Here is a 16658-nt window from a genome sequence, read left to right as displayed (position 1 = left end):
TGCCGGGACCGCGCCTAACGTCACCCGGGTGGTTAAGCTCTCCGTCGTCGTGCCGTTCTACAACGTGCAGACATATGCGCCCGACACCCTGCGAAGCCTGGCGGCCAACGCCCGCGAGGACTTCGAATTCCTGCTCGTGGACGACTGCTCGCGGGACGAGACGCCGCAGATCCTCGCGCGCGCCGAGGGCGAGCTGCCCGGCGCCCGGGTGCTGCGGCACGAGCGGAACGGCGGCCTGGCCACCGCCCGCAACACCGGCCTGGAGGCGGCCAACGGCGAGTACGTGACCTTCCTGGACGGTGACGACTGGCTGGCCCCCGGGTACTACGAGCAACTCCTCGCCGTCATCGAGGGGTTGGGGTGCGACTTCGTACGTACGGATCATGTGCAGTGCACCGGACGCGCCCGTTCCGTACACCGGGTGCCGCACGGCCGCCGGAACACCGTGCTGGACCCGCGCGCGCTGATACTGCCCGCCGACCGCTCCACCTCCGTGGACTACGCCTTCGCCTGGGCCGGCGTCTACCACCGCCGGCTGCTGGACGACGGGCTGCTGCACTTCCGGCACGGCCTGCGCACCGCGGAGGACCGGCCGTGGATCTGGCGGCTGCACCGCGCGGCGCGGTCGATGGCGGTGTCCGGGCTGCTCGGCGTCTTCTACCGGCGCGGGGTGGCGTCCTCGCTCACCCAGATCGGTGATGTGCGGCAACTGGATTTCATCCGCGCTTTCGATCAGGTCGTCGAAGAAACAGCGCAGGGCCGGGACGCGGACCGGCTGCTGCCGAAAGCCGTACGCACCTATTGCGCCATCATTGCCCACCACCTCGGCTCGATCGAACGATTCGAACCGCAGGTCGCCCGACAATTGCGCGCGATGAGCGCGGCGGCGATGAAAAGAATGCCGCAGGACGTACTGAAGGAAGCCCTGGATTCGATGGACACGCAGCGCGCCTCCCGTCTGCGACGGCTGCGCCGGCGCCCGGTGCCGGCGGAGGTGGCCGCCTGATGGCCACCCGTTCCGACGCCGTGCTTCGGCCGGACCGGCCGCGTACGCAGATCTTCCTGGCGTCCACCCTGTACGGTGCCGCGACGCTCGCCGCCGCGCTGGACACGGACCGCTTCGCACCGGCCGGCCGCCGGCTGCTGCTGGTCAGCAACAACGCGGCGACCCCGGAGACCGCCACGCCCGTGGACCGGATGCCCGGCTTCGGCCAACTGCGCGGCCGCTTCGACCGGGTCCTGTCGTGGAACGAGACGATCAGCCCGTTCCACCCCGGCGGCTGGTCCCCGCGGCCGGACGACGTCCCGCTGTGGGAGCGGCACCTGCGGCTGCTGTGGGGCCTGGGCGAGGACGAGGTCGAGCTGGTCCTGGAGTCCCTCCAGGTCCACCCGGCGCTCGCGCTGGCCCAGCTCTTCCCGGACGCGCCGGTCGACGTGTACGCGGACGGGCTGATGAGCTACGGCCCGACCCGCAACAAGCTGGACCCGCTGGTCGGCACGCGGGTGCGCCGCCTGTTGCACCTGGACCTCGTGCCCGGCCTGAAGCCGCTGCTGCTCACCGAGTTCGGGGTGGGCGCCGAGACCGTGCCGACCGACGCCTTCCTGGAGGTGCTCGCCGGTCTGGCCGCGGACTTCGACGGCCCGGAGCTGCACGCCGTACCGGAGGGCGCGGCGCTGCTCCTCGGGCAGTACCTGTCGGCGCTCGGCATCCTCACGCCCGAGGAAGAGGAGGAGCTGCACGTACGGATGCTGCGGGGCGCGGTCCGGCGCGGGCACCGCCGCGTGGTGTTCAAGCCGCACCCGTCGGCGCCCGCCCGTTGGTCCCGGGCGCTGGAGCGGGAGGCGGAGCAGCTCGGCGCCGAGCTGACCGTGCTGGCCACACCGGTCCTGGCCGAGGTGCTCTACCGGCGCAAACGGCCCGCGCTCGTCGTCGGCTGCTTCTCCACCGCGCTGCTGACGGCGTCCGCGTTCTACGGCCTGCCGACCGCCCGCGTCGGCACGGCCCTGCTGCTGGAGCGCCTGACCCCGTACCAGAACAGCAACCGGGTGCCGGTCACCCTCGTCGACGCGCTGGTGCCGGACCTGGCGGACGAGCCGGGCGCGAAGCCGGTGCCGACGCACATCAACGGGCTGGTGAGCGCGGTCGGTTACGCGATGCAGCACCAGATCTACCCGGACCTGCGCCCGGTCGCCGAGCGCTATCTCGCCGCCCACCTGGACGAGCGCACCCGGCGCTACTTCAAGCGCCGCCGTCTGACCGCGCTCGCGCTGCCCGGCGCGCTGCCGTCCCAGTTGTCCTTCATTCCGCGGAACGCGGCCGTGCGCAGGGTCGCGCGGCGCGCGCGGGCGATGCAGCGGCGCCTGAAGAAACGGGCCGCGTTCGGATGACCGCGCAGCTCCCGGCGGAGGCGCCGCCGCCCGCGGCGGCGCCCGGCCCGTCGGCGCCGTCCGTGTCCGCGCTGGTCACCCGGCCCGTGCCCGCGCCGGCGGGAATCGCGGCCGAGGAAACGGTTCCCGCCACGGAAGCGGCCGCGCCCGGCAGGAGATCCCGTGGCGTGCCCCGCCTGCGCGCCCTCGACGGGCTGCGGCTGTTCGCCGCGCTCATGGTCGCCGCGTACCACCTCGGCGGCCGGGGCGGCGAGACAGCCCAGGCGTGGGGCAGTTCGCCGGCGCGCCAGTTCCCGGCCCTGCACGGCGTGTTCGCGTACGGCTGTCTGGGCGTCCAGATCTTCTTCGTCATCAGCGGGTTCGTCATCTGCATGAGTGGCTGGGGGCGGTCTCTGCGGGCCTTCATCGCCTCCCGTGTCTCGCGTCTGTATCCGGCGTACTGGGTGGCGATTGTGCTGGTCACGGCCGTCTTCGCGCTGCCGTGGGTGGCGTTCGAGGCGCTGGGGCCGAGCGATGTGCTGACCAACCTGACGATGCTCCAGCAGCCGCTGGGCGCGAAGCGGGTGCTGGGCGTGTGCTGGACGCTCTGGGCCGAGATGCGGTTCTACGCGCTGTTCGCGCTGTGCGTCGTGCTGCCGGGCGCCACCCGCCGCCGGGTGGTGCTGTTCTGCGCGGGCTGGACGCTGGCGGCGGCGCTGGCGCAGGCCGCGCACGTCACGGCGCTGGACGTCGTCCTGATGCCGCGGTACGCGCCGTTCTTCGTCGGCGGCATCGGCTGCTATCTGCTGCACCGCTACGGCGGGCGCGACCCGGTGGCGTGGGCGGTGGTCGGCGTGAGCTGGCTGACCGGCCAGCACCACGCGGTGGCCGGGCTGTGGCACCCGCCGTCCGCCCAGGCCTTCTCGTACCGCTCGGCGCTGGTGATCATCGCGATCGTCACGGTGGGCTTCGCCCTCGTGGTGGCGATCGCGCTGGGCCGGATGCGGTGGGCGAACTGGCGTTGGCTGACGGTCGCCGGAGCGCTGACGTACCCGTTCTACCTCGTCCACGAGCACCTGGGGTGGGTGGTCGTGCGGGGGCTGCACGGTGGTCTGCGGCTGCCGTCGTACGCCGCGTTCGCGCTGACCATCGCGCTGATGCTGGCGCTGGCGTGGGTGCTGCACCGCTGGGTGGAGCGCCCGCTCACGCCCGTACTGAAGCGGGCGATCGACCCGCGGCCGCGACGCTGACGCCGGGCCGCCGCCCGGGGACGGCGCTCCCCGGGCGACCCGGTCTACCGGCCGTGCAGCAGCGTGGCCTCGATGCCCGCGATGACGGCCCGCAGGCCGTCCTCGAATCCGCGGGCCGTGTCACCGAAGAACTCCTCACCCGCCACCACCGTGAGCGGGAAGTCGGCACCGAGGCGCCGCTCCCGGTCCTCCAGGTCGTAGGTGGGATCGCGCCACGGCTCCCCGGGCACCGGGAAGATGGACTGCTCCTCGATCACGTAGCCGATCGTGTACGTGTAGACGGTGAACCAGGCGCGCGCGGCCCGGTGCGGCCGGAAGCCGGCGCCCGTCAGCACGGTCATGTACGTCTCCATCGGCCGCATCGGCGCGGAGTTGCGCAGCCGGGTGCCGCCGAAGACCTTGCCGCCGTCGCGGTAGCCGAGCAGTGTGCGGCGCATGCCCGTGCACGTCTCGGTGAGCAGCGCCTTCCAGTCGCCGTCCACGGCGTCCGCGCCCGCCGCGGTCAGGGGCGCGGTCATCCGCTCGTACAGCTCGGTGGCCATCTCGTCGAGCAGTTCCTGTTTGTTCTTGAAGTGCCAGTAGAGGGCGGGCGCCTGGACGTCCAGCTCCTTGGCGATCCGGCGCAGCGTGAGCCCGTCGAGGCCGACGTCGTTCAGCAGCCGCAGGGCGGTCTCCGCCACCAGTTTTCGGTCGAGTCTCGTAGCCACGTTGACAATTTAACACCGTTAAGCGCATCCTCGGAAGCATGGAACTTAACAACGTTAAGGACGCTTCCGCTGCCACCGCCGACGCCCTGCCCGAGCACGTGGACGTACTGATCGCCGGCGCCGGCCCGACCGGCCTGGCGCTCGCCCTCGACCTCACCCGGCGCGGCGTGCGCGCCCTGGTCCTGGAACAGCAGGACCGGCTGTCGCCCGGCACCCGCGGCAGCGGCATCCAGCCCCGCACGCAGGAGGTCTACGAGGACCTCGGCGTGCTCGACGCGATCCGGGCGAGCAGCACCCGGTACCCGAAGATCGGGGCCTGGAAAGACGGCCGCCTGGTCAACGAGTACGTGTTCGTGGAAGCCGTCGAACCGACACCGTCCGCCCCGTACGGCACCATGATGATGGTCCCGCAGTGGCGGAACCTGGAGATCCAGTACGCGCGGCTGACCGAGCTGGGCGGCGTGGTGGCGTTCGGGGCCGGGCTGGAGTCGTTCACGCAGGACGCGGACGGCGTCGAGGCCCGGGTGGCCCGCGCCGACGGCACCGCCCGTACGGTGCGCGCCGCCTATCTGGTCGCGGCGGACGGCGGGCGCAGCACGGTGCGCAAGGCGCTCGGCGTCACCATGACCGGGCAGAGCGTCGCCCCGTACCCGATGCTCCTCGCCGACCTCCGGCTGGACGGGCTGGACCAGCGGCACTGGCACATGTGGGGGGCCTTCACCGCCACCGACTTCGTCGCCCTGCTCCCGGCGCCGCTGAACGACTACTTCCAGCTCATGGCGGGCTTCGCGGACCCCGAGGCGGAGCCGGACACCTCGCCCGACGCCGTGCGCAAGCTCGTCGCGGAGCGCACCCACCTCACCGTGGACCAGGTGAGCGAGGTCCTGTGGTCCTCCACCTTCCGCCCGAACGCCGCCCGGGCCGACCGGTTCCGGGTGGGCCGGGTCTTCCTCGCCGGCGACGCGGCGCACGTCCACTCCCCCGCGGGCGGCCAGGGCCTGAACACCAGCGTCCAGGACGCCTACAACCTCGGCTGGAAGCTGGGCCAGGTCATCCGGCACGGCGCGCCCGATTCCCTGCTCGACACCTACGAGGCCGAGCGGCAGCCGATCGCCGACCGCATCCTGGACACCAGCACCCGGCTGCACCGCTCGGGCGACATGAAGCGCGGCAAGGACCTGCACCAGATCGACTTCGGGTACCCGGGCGGCCCGCTCTCCACCGAGCGGCGCACCGGCCTCGCCGACGGCGCCGTGCGCGCCGGCGACCGGGCCCCCGACGCTCCCTGCACCACCCCGGACGGCACCCCGCGCCGCCTCTTCGAGGTCTTCCGGGGCCCGCACTTCACCCTGCTGGCCGTCGGGGACGTCGAACTCCCGGCGCTGGACGGCGAGCTGATCCGCACCTGCCGGGTCGGCGGACCGGCCCCCGACCTGCTGGACCCCGAGGGCCATGCCCGCCGCGCGTACGGCCCGGGCCTGTTCCTCGTCCGGCCGGACGGCTACCTGGCGTACGCCGCCGACGACGCCTCCGGCCTGCCGGACGAGCTGGCCCGGTACGGCGTCCTCACGGCCGCGGCACGCTGACGGCCGCCTGTCCGGCGTCCTGCACCGAGGGCGCCGGACCGTGGCCGGCGTCCCCCGGTTCGGTCAGGGTCCGCGCGACGAGCCAGGCCACGGCGCTCAACGCGATCAGCGGCAGCAGCGCGATCCGCAGGCTCGTGGTGTCGGCGAGGGCGCCGATGGCCGGGGTGGCGACGCCACCGACGCTGACGGCGAGGCCCAGGGTGACGCCGCTCGCGGTGCCCATGCGGTTCGGCAGCAGGTCCTGGCCGAGCGTGATGTGCAGGGAGAACGGTACGTACAGGGCCGTGGCCGTCAGGGCGGCGAAGACGTACAGCGCGGGGCCGGGGACGAGCACCAGCCCGGCGACGGCCGGGACGGTGGCCGCGTAGGCGATCCGTACGGTACGCACCCGGCCCCACCGGGACGCCAGCCGGCCGCCGAGCACGGTGCCCACCGCACCGCCCGCGAACAGCACGAACAGCGCCACCGAACCGGCGGTGGCGCCGCCGCCCACCCGCTGTCCGGCGTAGACCGCGATGAAGGCGCTCAGGCCGACGAAGACGATGGACCGGCAGACGATGACGGCCGTCAGCCGCAGGAACGCCGGCCAGTTGTCACGGCCCGACTTCCGCGCCGCGGCCTTGGCGACGGCCGCCCGCGGCGCCAGGGCGCGGATCACCGCGGCGGTGAGCAGGACACCGGCCACCGCGGGCACCGCCAGCCACGGCGAGGCGCGCAGCGAGCCCGTGGTCAGCAGCGGGCCGACGGCGGCCGGGGCGAGGGCGAAGCCGATGTTGCCGCCGAGGGAGTACCAGCCCATGGCGACGTGGCTGCCGCCGCTCGCGACGCGGGCCAGCCGCGCGGACTCCGGGTGATAGGCGGCCACGCCGATGCCCGAGAGGGCGACCGCGGCGCAGGTCAGGCCGTACGAGTCGCCGAGCCCGGACAGGGCGATGCCCAGGCCGGCGCAGAGGGTGCTCACCGGGATGAGCCAGGGCATCGTCCAGCGGTCGGTGAGCGAGCCGAACAGGGGCTGCACGATGGAGGAGAGAAGGGTGGCGGCCAGCACGATGCCGGAGGCGGCGGCGTAACCGTAGTGGCGTTCGGCCACCAGGAAGGGCACCAGGGCCGGGACCGCGCCCTGGTAGAAGTCCACCGCCGCGTGTCCGACGGACATCATCGCGACCGGCCGCCGGGGAGCGGCCACTTGCTTCGTTGTCATGCCCCGATCCTGGCGAGCGCGCCCGGTGGCAGGCTTCCCATAAGCTGCCACGTCATGCCGGATTTCCGCCATCACCCGCCGCACATCACGACCATCACCCGCTTCCTGCCGCAGGGTACGGAGGTGACGGCCCACCAGCACGACGTCCACCAGATCGTCTACGCGGGGCGCGGCGTGCTCACCGTGACCACCGACGCCGGGAGCTGGGTCACCCCGGCCACCCGCGCGATCTGGATCCCGGCCGGGACGGTGCACGAGCACCGGGCGCACGGGGACACCGACCTGCACACCGTCGGCGTGCCGCTGGACGCCGACCCGCTGGGGCTGGACCGGCCCGCCGTACTGGCCGTCGGGCCGCTGCTGCGCGAGCTGATCATCGCCTACAGCGGTACGGGCGACCGCCGTACCGCGGAGGCGCGGCGCCTGATGGCCGTACTCCTCGACCAGCTCCGCCACACCCCGCTCCAGGCCCTGCACCTGCCCCGGGCCCGCGACCCGCGGCTGGCGGCGGTCTGCGCGGCGCTCCGCGCGGACCCGGCCGACCCGCGCCCGCTCGCCGCCCTGGGCGCACCGGCCGGGGCGAGCGAACGGACCCTGGCCCGCCTCTTCCGCGCGGAACTGGGCATGACGTTCCCCCAGTGGCGTACGCAGTTGCGCCTGCATCACGCGCTGGTGCTGCTGACGCGGGACGGCCCGGCACTGTCCGTGACGGCGATCGCGCACCGCTGTGGCTGGGCCTCGGCGAGCGCCTTCATCGACGCCTTCCGACGGTCGTTCGGACACCCGCCGGGCGCCCACCGGGCCCTCGCGAACCCGGCTACACCACCAGGGACAGCAGCAGGACGCACACGATCCCGACGACGGAGATCAGCGTCTCCATGAGCGACCAGGTCTTGAGCGTCTGGCCGACGTTCATGCCGAAGTACTCCTTCACCATCCAAAAGCCCGCGTCGTTGACGTGGCTGAAGAACAGCGAGCCGGCGCCGACGGCGAGGACCAGCAGGGCGGTGTGGGTGGTGGACATGTCGGCGGCGAGCGGCGCCACCAGACCGGCGGCGGAGATGGTGGCCACCGTCGCCGAGCCGGTCGCGAGCCGGATCGCGACCGCGATCAGCCAGGCCAGCAGCAGCGTGGAGATGTTCCAGTCCCGGGACAGCTCCAGGATCATCTGCCCGACGCCCGCGTCCACCAGGGTCTGCTTGAAGCCGCCGCCCGCGCCCACGATCAGCAGCACCCCGGCGATGGGGGCGAGGGACGTGTCGACGGTGGAGGCGATCCGGCCCTTGGTGAAACCGGCCGACCCGCCCAGCGTGAACATGCCGACGACCACGGCGGTGAGCAGCGCGATCAGCGGGGAGCCCACCACGTCGAAGACGCGCTGGACGGTGGCCTCCTTGTCGTCCACGACGACGTCCACCAGGGCCTTGGCCAGCATCATCACGACGGGCAGCAGCACCGTGGCCACAGTGATCCCGAAGCCGGGGCGCTTGTCCAGCTCACCGGAGGCCCGCTCGGGAACCATCTTCTCCGGCGGGTGGATGTCCACCCAGCGCGCGGCGTAACGGGAGAAGAGCGGACCGGCGACGATCGCGGTGGGGATGGCGACGACCACACCGAGCGCCAGGGTGACGCCCAGGTTGGCGTGCAGCGCGTCGATGGCGGCCAGCGGGCCGGGGTGCGGCGGGATCAGGCCGTGCATGACGGACAGACCGGCCAGCGCCGGGACGCCGATGCGCATCAGGGAGAAGTTGCCGCGCTTGGCGACCAGCAGGACCACGGGGATCAGCAGCACGATGCCGACCTCGAAGAAGATCGGCAGGCCGACGATGCCGGCGATCAGCACCATCGCCCAGGGCATGACGCGCCCGCTCGCCTTCGCCAGGATCGTGTCGACGATCTGGTCGGCGCCCCCGGAGTCGGCGAGCAGTTTGCCCAGGATCGCGCCGAGCGCGATCAGGATGCCGGTGCCCGCGACCGTACTGCCCAGGCCGGACGAGAAGCTGGCGATGGCCTTGTCCAGCGGCGCGCCCGCCACCGCGCCCAGCACCAGCGAACCGATGATCAGGGACAGGAAGGCGTGCAGCTTGAACTTGGTGATGAGCAGGACGATGACGGCGATGCCCGCGAGGACGGCGATGCCGAGCTGCGCGTGACCGGCCGAGGTGATCGGCTCGGTCGCATCCGCTGCCAGCATCTCGACGCTGAGATGTGTCACGGCTGTTCCCTAAGGGGTGCTGTTGCTGGTTGTGGTGGTGGCCCCGGAGTGGTGACGCGGGGGCGGACCGGGCGGTGTCCCCGCGCGGCGGCGGGGACGCGGGTCCGTGGTCAGGCGGGAGCGATCCGGCCGGTGTCGTAGTGGCGCAGTGCCGCCACGGCCCGCCCGGCGATCTCCTGCGGGGTGCCGGACACGTCGACGGCGACGCCCGCCTCGTCCGCGCCGAGCGGCTCCAGGGTGGCGAACTGGGAGTCCAGCAGCGCGGTGGGCATGAAGTGGCCCTTGCGCTCCGCCATCCGGGTCTCGATCAGCGAGCGGTCGCCGGTCAGGTGCAGGAAGACGATGCCGGGCGCGGCGGCCCGCAGGCGGTCGCGGTAGGCGCGCTTGAGCGCCGAGCTGCTGACGACACCGCCCCGCCCCGCGCGGTCGTGGGCCCAGGCGCCGATGGCGTCGAGCCACGGCCACCGGTCGGCGTCCTGGAGGGGGGTGCCGGCCGACATCTTGGCGATGTTGGCCGGGGGGTGGAAGTCGTCGCCCTCGGCGTAGGGGACCTCAAGGTCGGCGGCCACCAGCGGCCCGATCGTCGTCTTGCCGGTGCCGGCCACGCCCATCACGACGATGACGTGGGGGATGCTCATCCCGTGTACCTCGCTGTCCTCTTTGACCTCGGTCTGTCGTCCCACTGAAACCCATGGGATACGACGTATTCAAGCCTCTGTGACGTAAAAGTCATACTTAAAGGCGGGCCACTCCGGGAACGTAGGCTGAACCCATGGAGAACCAGGGGGCGGGACAGGGGCTGCACGCGCGGGTACTGGAGTCCCTGGGCCCCGCCATCACCGCGGGTGAGTACCCGCCCGGCACGATCTTGCGCACCGACGAGCTGGAAGAGCGTTTCGAGGTCTCCCGTACGGTCATCCGCGAGGCGATACGCGTCCTGGAGTCCATGCACCTGGTGACCTCGCGGCGCCGCGTCGGCGTGACCGTACGCCCCGCCGACGAGTGGAACGTCTACGACCCGCGCGTCATCGGCTGGCGGCTGGACGGCCCCGACCGGCCCCGGCAACTGCGCTCCCTGACCGTGCTGCGCTCCGCCGTCGAACCGGCTGCCGCCGGCCTGGCCGCCCGGCACGCCACGCCGGAACAGTGCGCCGAGCTGACCGAGCACGCCATGGGCATGGTCGCCACCTCGCGCGGCCAGCAGCTCGACGCGTACCTGGTGCACGACGTGGCGTTCCACCGCATCGTGCTCACCGCCTCCGGCAACGAGATGTTCGCCCGGCTCGGCGACGTGGTGGCCGCCGTCCTCACCGGCCGCACCCACCACCACGTCATGTTCACCGACCCCGACCCGGCCGCGGTGACGCTGCACGTCCAGGTCGCCGAAGCGGTACGGGTCGGCGACGCGGACCGCGCCGAGGCGCTGACCCGCGAGATCACCGTGGGCGCGATGGCCGAACTCGACGTGCTCGCCCCGTAGGAGCGGCCGCCGCCGGCCGGCGTCACCGCCGCGCCCCGTCAGGCCCCGTCAGGCCCCGTAGGCGTTCTGCGCCGCGAACCGCTGCGCCAGCGCCGTGAGGAGTTCCGGCGCGTCGTCGCGCGGCAGTACCGCCTCGATCAGCACCAGTTCGTCCGGCGTACGGGCGGCCAGCGCCAGCGCGTCCGCCAGCTCGGCGGGGGTCTCGGCCCGCACCGCGACCGCGCCGGGGCCCGCGCCGAAGGCGGCGGGCAGGGCGGTGTAGTCCCATGCGGCGATGTCGTTGTACGCGGCGGTGGCGCCGTGGATGGCCCGCTCGACGGTGTAGCCGTCGTTGTTGACGACGACGACCACCGGGGCCACGCCGTACCGGGTCATGGTGCCCAGCTCCTGCGCGGTGAGCTGGAGGGAGCCGTCCCCGATCACCAGCACCGAACGCCGGTCCGGCGCGGCCAGCGCGGTACCGAGGGTGGCCGGCAGGGTGTATCCGATCGACCCCCACAGCGGCTGGCCGACGAAGCGCCCGTCCGCGGGCAGCGGCACCTCCTGGGCGCCGTAGAACGCGGTGCCCTGTTCGGCGACGAGCACACTGCCCTCGGGCAGGAACGCGCCGACCGCGGACCACAGGTGACGCTGCGTCAGCCGGGCGTCCGGCGCCGCGTCCGGGTACGCGAAGGGCTCGCCGTACCCGTCGGGCTCCGGCAGCTCCGTGTCCCGCAGCAGCCCGGCCAGCCCGCCGACGGCGTCCGCCATGGCGATGCCCTCGTACACCGCGCGGCCCACCGCGGCGCGCCCCGGACGCAGCTCGATGGTCCGCTCCGGGGTGAAGTGGTGGCTGAAGCCGCCGGTCACGCTGTCCGAGACCGGGGCGCCGGCCAGGATCAGGCAGTCCGCGTCCTCGACGGCCGCCCGGGCCCGCTTGTCGCTGATCTCCCCGGTGTAGGCACCGACGAACCCGGGAGCGGTCTCGTCCAGGACACCCTTGCCGCTGGAGAACACGGCGGCCCGGACCGGCGCGGCGGCCAGCAGGTCGCGCAGCGGGCCGCGCAGCCCGAACCGCTCGGCCTCGTGCCCGGCCAGCACGGTGACATCGCGCGCCCCGTCCAGCATCCGCGCGCAGCTCGCGAGGAAGTCCCGCAGCAGCCCGGGGTCACCCGGCCCGTCCGGCACGGCCAGCGGCCCGTCGGGCGCCGGAACCCGGGCCAGTACGACATCGGTGGGCAGGTTGAGGTGGACCGGACCGCGGTGCCGGCGCATGGCCCGCAGTACCCGGTCGATCTCCGCCGGGGCGTTCTCCGCGGTCAGGTCGGCGCGGGCCACCGTCACCTCGGCGAACATCCGGCCGAAGTGCCCGTAGTCGCCGTCCATCAGGGTGTGGTGCACGGGGCGGCCGGCCGCGGCGACCTCGGTGGCGGGCATACCGGTGACGGCGACGACCGGTACACGTTCGGCGTATGCGCCGGCGACGCCATTGACGGCCGACAGCTCGCCGACGCCGAAGGTGGTGACGAGGGCGGCGGCGCCGCGCAGCCGGGCGTAGCCGTCGGCGGCGTAGGCGGCGTCCAGCTCGTTGCAGGTGCCGACCCAGGAGAGGCCGGGGAAGTCGGTCACCTGGTCGAGGAAGCCGAGGTTGTAGTCGCCGGGCACGCCGAAGAGGTGCTCGATGTCCAGCTCGCGCAGACGGCGGAGCAGGTAGTCGGCGACGGTGATACGGGGGGACGCGGCCAGGGGGGTGGTGGCCTGCGGGCCGATGTCCGAGGGGGTGTCCGACATCGCGGTTACCGGCCTTTCTTCACGTGTGAACGTTTTAGGTCAAGGTGGTTGACCCATGTCGCGAGCCTACGGAACCCCGGGATAAAATGTCAACATGCTTGACCCTTGTCGCCCGGACGCCTTCGACCGCGATTTCACGCTCTTCTACTTCGCCTACCGCGCCTTCACCGGAGCGGCCGACGAAGCCCTGACCGAACAGGGCATGGGCCGCGCCCACCACCGCATCCTGACGTTCCTCGCGTACTCCCCCGGCATGAGCGTCGGTGAGCTGTGCCAGGCGCTCCAGCTCACCAAGCAGGCCATCAACGGGCCACTGCGCAAGCTCGGCGACGAGCGGTTGGTGCGGGTGACGCCGGGCGAGCAGGACCGCCGCCGCAAGGAGCTCCACCTCACCGAACGCGGCGCCGGCCTGGAACGCAAGCTCCACGAACGGCAACGCGCGCTCTTCGCCGCCGCACTGGAGGAAGCCGGCCCGGAGGCGGCCGAGGGCTGGCGCCGGATGCTGGCACCGCTGGCCGGACGCGACTGGGAGGCGTTCACGGCGTCCGTGGCCGCGCGCCGCGCGTCACAAGAGCCGTAGGGCCGCGCGTACTCCTCAGAACAACGGCTGCTGCCCCGGGAACGGCGGCTCCTCCGGGTCGAACAGGCGCTCCGCCGGAGCCATCATCGGCGCGATACGGCGGGAGCCGGGGCACGACACCAGCTCCAGCACGGTGCGGCGGCCCGGCGGGTCGTGCCGGGCGAAGCGGCCGCCGACGACGGCGATCTCTCGGTTGCATACGGGGCACGGGCGACGCGGTGACATTTCCTCATTGTCCCTTGCGGTGACGGACGGCGGCCCACGGGGCGCGGTGGGAGCGCGCCCCGGCAGCCCCGGTACCCCGTCACCCCCGTACCCCTTCACCCCTACGTGGGCGCAGGTTCGGTTCGCCGTGGGGCTGGGAATTCAGGAAGGGGCCGGTGTCGCCGCGGGGGTGACGCCATGACACGGACGCGGAAGGGAACACGGCGTGCGCAAGGGACGTGTGGTGGCCGCGAGTCTGCTGGTGCTGGCCGTGACGACCGGCTGCAAGACCATCACGATCACCCCGAACGGCGGACCCCCGCCGACGGCCCCCTCGGCCTCCGCGCCGGGGCGCGCGGAGGCGTTCCCCGGGCAGACGGCGGACAAGGCGGCCCCCGGACGCACCCGGGCGAGCAAGGCCCCGCGCCGGGCCGCGAAGCCGGTGCTCGCCGCGGGTTCCCGAGGTCAACGGGTCCGCGAACTACAGGCCCGGCTGGCCCAGTTGTCACTCTTCCGACGTAAGCCCACCGGCTTCTACGGCAAGCAGACCGCCGCCTCCGTCTCGGCGTTCCAGCGGCAGCGTGGCCTGCGGCGCACGGGCACGCTGGACCACGCGACCTGGCGCGCCCTGTACTCGCGCACCCACCCGCCGACCCGCTCCGAGATGTACCCGCGCGTCAAGAAGACCGCCAAGAAGACCCCTAAGAAACCGGTCACCCGTCGTGACCGGCGCTGCATGACGGGCCGTGTGCTGTGCGTCAGCAAGCGGAGCAATTCACTCGCGTGGATGGTGAACGGCAAGGTCCGCTCGGCGATGGACGTCCGCTTCGGCGCCCAGTACACGCCCACCCGGGAGGGCACCTTCCGCGTCACGTTCAAGAGCCGGCGCCACGTCTCGTCGATCTACCACACCCCCATGCCGTACGCGATGTTCTTCAGCGGCGGCCAGGCCATCCACTACTCCGCCGACTTCGCGGCCCACGGCTACCAAGGCGCCTCCCACGGCTGCGTCAACGTCCGCAACCGAAACAAGATCGCCGCCCTGTTCCAAGAGGTGAAACCGGGAGACAAAGTCGTCATCTACAAGTAGCCCCCACCGGGCCCCCGGTAGTGACCCGTCACCCCCTATTGAGCACCCCCCACCCCCACAACCACCTACGCGAAAGCGGCGCCGGCTCAGGCGCAAAGGGGGCGCGGGCAGGGCCGGGGGAACGTGCCCCGCCCGCGCCGGATGCGGCGAGCCGTTGGTACGGGGGGAACCCCGGCTCGCGCGCAAGCCGATGACCAGTCGGCTTCACCACGTACTGCGCCGGGGGGCCGGAAAGTGTCACACCCGCGCGACGGGGGGTGCTCCGGGGATGCGCAGGGCGTCCGGTGCGGCGGGGGTGGTGGTGACGATGCCGGCGGGGTCGGGCGCGGTGTGGGCGGCGGAACCGGCGGAGGGGGCGTACCGGTGGCCGCCGTCCTCGTCGCCGCCCTTGTTCCCGTGGCCGCCCTTGCCCCCGTGGCCGTGGTCTCCCTGGCCGTGGTTGCCGCGGCCGTCGCCGTCGTAGCGGCTGTCGTCGCGGGTGCCGTCCTGGGTGTGGGCGAGGTACTGGCGACAGAAGGCGTGCACCTTGTCGGGACCGCCCGCGGCGCGCTCCAGGCGGCGCAGGGTGTCCTGACCCAGGACGGAGCGCCGGCCGGATTCGTAGGTGTGGCAGAACGTGACGCCGAGGCGGTGTTTCTCCTTGGCGTCGGGTTTGTCCTTGGGGGTGCCGGGCCGGCTGTCGTCGTCGCCGGTCGCGTCCTGGCCGGGGGCGCTCCGGCCGGGGTCCGGGGTCCGGGTGCCGTCGGTGCCGCCGTCGTCTCCGGTGTCGGTGACCAGGGGGTCGGGCCGGTCCGTGCCGGGGGTGGGGTCCGGCATCGGGGTGGCGCCGTCGGTGGCCGTGCCGGTGTCGTCGGTGGCGGGCTGTCCGGGGGACTCGGCGGCGGAGACGCTGGTGGCCGGGGCCGGGCCGGTGGTACTGCGGAAGGGGGTGGGCAGGACGCCCGCGCCGGCGGCCACGGCGACGCCGCCGAGCGCGCAGCCCGCCAGGGCCACCATGAAGCCGCGGCGCAGGGGGCGACCGAAGCGGCGGCGGGTGGCCGCTCCCGCGCCGCGGGGCGCGCGGACGGCCTCCGTGGCGGGCGCGGCCGTGCTGCCGGCCGGGGCGTGGCCGTACGCCTGCCTGAAGGCGGCGACGGCGGATTCCTCGCCGGGGAGCGGTGCGTCCCCGGCGGTGTCCCGGCCCGCCTCGGCGGCGGCGTTCAGCAGGGCGGTGAGTTCCGCGGCGGCGGCGCCGTCCGGGGAACCGGCCGGTTCGCCGCGCAGCAGTCGCTCCGCGGCCTCCTCGTCGAGCCAGTCGTACCGGTCGTCGGCCATCACATGTCCTTCTGCGTTCGTGCGGCCGTTTCCGTCACACCCGGTACGTACGATTCCGCCGCGCTCTCGCCCCGTCCGCCGCCCTGTGCGGGCACTCCTCCCACGGCTCCTCCCATGGGTCCCCCCGGGCGCCCTTCACCCTCCTGGCCGGGCCCGGTGCCGCCACCCTCCTCGTTCCCGGCTCCGAGCAGGTCGGCCAGGCGTCGCAGGCCGCGGTGCGCGGCGGTCCGTACGGCGCCGGGCCGTTTGCCCAGTACGCCTGCCGCGCTCTTGGCGTCCAGGCCCACCACCACGCGCAGCACGACGGCTTCGGCCTGGTCCTGCGGGAGCCGTGAGATGAGGCGGAAGGTGCGGTGGGTGCCGAGGGCTTCCATGGCCTCGCCGGCGGTGTCCGATACGCCCGGCTTGTCGGCCAGTTCGGTCTCGTCGCCGCCGACCGCGGGACGGCGGCCGCGCATCCGTATGTGGTCCAGGGCCCGGTTACGGGCTATCCGCGCGGCCCAGCCGCGGAACCGGTCGGCGTCGCCGCTGAAGCGGGACAGATCACGGGCGATCTGCAACCACGCCTCGGAGGCCACGTCCTCGGCGTCCGCTTCGCCCACCAAGGTCCGTACATATCCGATCAGCCGGGGGTGCACGGCGCGGTAGACGGTGCGGAACGCCGCCTCGTCACCGCCCTGCGCCGCCTGTACGGCGACCGTCAGCCGGCCGTCGTCCGGCTGAATGTCGTCCCCTCGCACGGGTCCATCCTGTCGCACGCGGAAAGTCCGCCGCCCGGTCCTCGCTGATTCACTGTTCTCGGGCACCGCGGGTACCCCTGGTAACCCTGAAAACCCGTGTGTCCCCGCTGACGGTAACCCGGCCGCCCGCACACCGGGCATCCGGGCTGCCTGC

16 protein-coding genes are annotated in these 16658 nt (G+C 73.2%); 8 read left to right on the top strand and 8 right to left on the bottom strand.

Features of this window, described 5'->3' with window-relative positions; translation table 11 throughout:
• Positions 1-28: 28 nt before the first annotated feature.
• Genes ACH4EB_RS25100 through ACH4EB_RS25090 form a run of 3 tightly spaced genes read left to right on the top strand, consistent with a single transcriptional unit; the run spans position 29 to position 3617 of the window.
• On the top strand, positions 29-1006 hold the full coding sequence (locus ACH4EB_RS25100) for a glycosyltransferase family 2 protein (protein WP_398349883.1): 978 nt from the start codon (positions 29-31) through the stop codon (positions 1004-1006).
• Positions 1006-2388: a polysialyltransferase family glycosyltransferase gene (locus tag ACH4EB_RS25095; RefSeq protein WP_398349882.1), complete on the top strand. Its 1383-nt coding sequence runs from the start codon at positions 1006-1008 to the stop codon at positions 2386-2388. The genes ACH4EB_RS25100 and ACH4EB_RS25095 overlap by 1 nt, the downstream gene beginning before the upstream one ends.
• Positions 2385-3617, top strand: coding sequence for an acyltransferase family protein (locus ACH4EB_RS25090; protein ID WP_398349880.1), 1233 nt, complete (start codon positions 2385-2387; stop codon positions 3615-3617). Before ACH4EB_RS25095 ends, ACH4EB_RS25090 begins: the two co-directional genes overlap by 4 nt.
• A 44-nt stretch (positions 3618-3661) precedes the next feature.
• Here ACH4EB_RS25090 and ACH4EB_RS25085 read toward each other — a convergent pair whose 3' ends face one another.
• A complete protein-coding gene (locus tag ACH4EB_RS25085; RefSeq protein WP_398349879.1) occupies positions 3662-4324 on the bottom strand; it encodes a TetR/AcrR family transcriptional regulator C-terminal domain-containing protein in 663 nt (220 codons plus the stop codon).
• 38 nt (positions 4325-4362) lie between these two features.
• Between ACH4EB_RS25085 and ACH4EB_RS25080 the strand changes: the two genes are divergently transcribed.
• Complete coding sequence (locus ACH4EB_RS25080; RefSeq protein WP_398349878.1) at positions 4363-5910, top strand: FAD-dependent monooxygenase; 1548 nt, start codon at positions 4363-4365, stop codon at positions 5908-5910.
• Here ACH4EB_RS25080 and ACH4EB_RS25075 read toward each other — a convergent pair.
• Positions 5891-7111, bottom strand: a complete 1221-nt coding sequence (locus tag ACH4EB_RS25075) for an MFS transporter (RefSeq protein ID WP_398349877.1) — start codon at positions 7109-7111, stop codon at positions 5891-5893. The two genes, ACH4EB_RS25080 and ACH4EB_RS25075, sit on opposite strands and share 20 nt — an antisense overlap.
• A 54-nt stretch (positions 7112-7165) precedes the next feature.
• Between ACH4EB_RS25075 and ACH4EB_RS25070 the strand changes: the two genes are divergently transcribed.
• Positions 7166-7993 carry an AraC family transcriptional regulator gene (locus ACH4EB_RS25070; RefSeq protein WP_398349876.1) on the top strand — a complete coding sequence of 276 codons (828 nt, stop codon included), beginning with the start codon at positions 7166-7168 and terminating at the stop codon, positions 7991-7993.
• Here the strand turns inward: ACH4EB_RS25070 and ACH4EB_RS25065 are convergent.
• On the bottom strand, positions 7929-9326 hold the full coding sequence (locus ACH4EB_RS25065) for a gluconate:H+ symporter (protein WP_398349875.1): 1398 nt from the start codon (positions 9324-9326) through the stop codon (positions 7929-7931). The two genes, ACH4EB_RS25070 and ACH4EB_RS25065, sit on opposite strands and share 65 nt — an antisense overlap.
• A gap of 110 nt (positions 9327-9436) precedes the next feature.
• Complete coding sequence (locus tag ACH4EB_RS25060) at positions 9437-9964, bottom strand: gluconokinase (protein WP_398349874.1); 528 nt, start codon at positions 9962-9964, stop codon at positions 9437-9439.
• A 134-nt stretch (positions 9965-10098) separates the two neighbouring features.
• On the opposite strand from ACH4EB_RS25060, the gene ACH4EB_RS25055 reads away from it, so the two are divergent.
• Complete coding sequence (locus ACH4EB_RS25055; protein WP_398349873.1) at positions 10099-10806, top strand: FadR/GntR family transcriptional regulator; 708 nt, start codon at positions 10099-10101, stop codon at positions 10804-10806.
• A 48-nt stretch (positions 10807-10854) separates the two neighbouring features.
• Here ACH4EB_RS25055 and ACH4EB_RS25050 read toward each other — a convergent pair whose 3' ends face one another.
• Positions 10855-12576, bottom strand: a complete 1722-nt coding sequence (locus ACH4EB_RS25050) for an alpha-keto acid decarboxylase family protein (protein ID WP_398349872.1) — start codon at positions 12574-12576, stop codon at positions 10855-10857.
• A 94-nt stretch (positions 12577-12670) separates the two neighbouring features.
• Here ACH4EB_RS25050 and ACH4EB_RS25045 point away from each other — a divergent pair, with 94 nt between their 5' ends.
• A complete protein-coding gene (locus tag ACH4EB_RS25045) occupies positions 12671-13156 on the top strand; it encodes a MarR family winged helix-turn-helix transcriptional regulator (RefSeq protein WP_398349870.1) in 486 nt (161 codons plus the stop codon).
• A 15-nt stretch (positions 13157-13171) separates the two neighbouring features.
• Here the strand turns inward: ACH4EB_RS25045 and ACH4EB_RS25040 are convergent, their stop codons facing one another.
• Positions 13172-13381 carry a hypothetical protein gene (locus ACH4EB_RS25040; RefSeq protein ID WP_365847392.1) on the bottom strand — a complete coding sequence of 70 codons (210 nt, stop codon included), beginning with the start codon at positions 13379-13381 and terminating at the stop codon, positions 13172-13174.
• Positions 13382-13586: 205 nt separating this feature from the next.
• Between ACH4EB_RS25040 and ACH4EB_RS25035 the strand changes: the two genes are divergently transcribed.
• Positions 13587-14450, top strand: coding sequence for a L,D-transpeptidase family protein (locus ACH4EB_RS25035; RefSeq protein WP_398349869.1), 864 nt, complete (start codon positions 13587-13589; stop codon positions 14448-14450).
• Positions 14451-14687: 237 nt separating this feature from the next.
• On the opposite strand, the gene ACH4EB_RS25030 is transcribed toward ACH4EB_RS25035, so the two are convergent.
• Positions 14688-15764, bottom strand: a complete 1077-nt coding sequence (locus ACH4EB_RS25030) for a hypothetical protein (protein WP_398349868.1) — start codon at positions 15762-15764, stop codon at positions 14688-14690.
• Entirely contained in the window at positions 15764-16504 is a 741-nt protein-coding gene (locus ACH4EB_RS25025; RefSeq protein WP_398349867.1) for an RNA polymerase sigma factor, read from the bottom strand. The genes ACH4EB_RS25030 and ACH4EB_RS25025 overlap by 1 nt, the downstream gene beginning before the upstream one ends.
• Positions 16505-16658: the final 154 nt, after the last annotated feature.

Origin of the sequence: Streptomyces sp. NPDC018045 (genome assembly GCF_044327445.1) — a bacterium.
Lineage (GTDB): Bacteria > Actinomycetota > Actinomycetes > Streptomycetales > Streptomycetaceae > Streptomyces.
The sequence above is the reverse complement of the archived record's forward strand: the minus strand, read 5'-3'. Positions and strand labels throughout refer to the sequence as shown.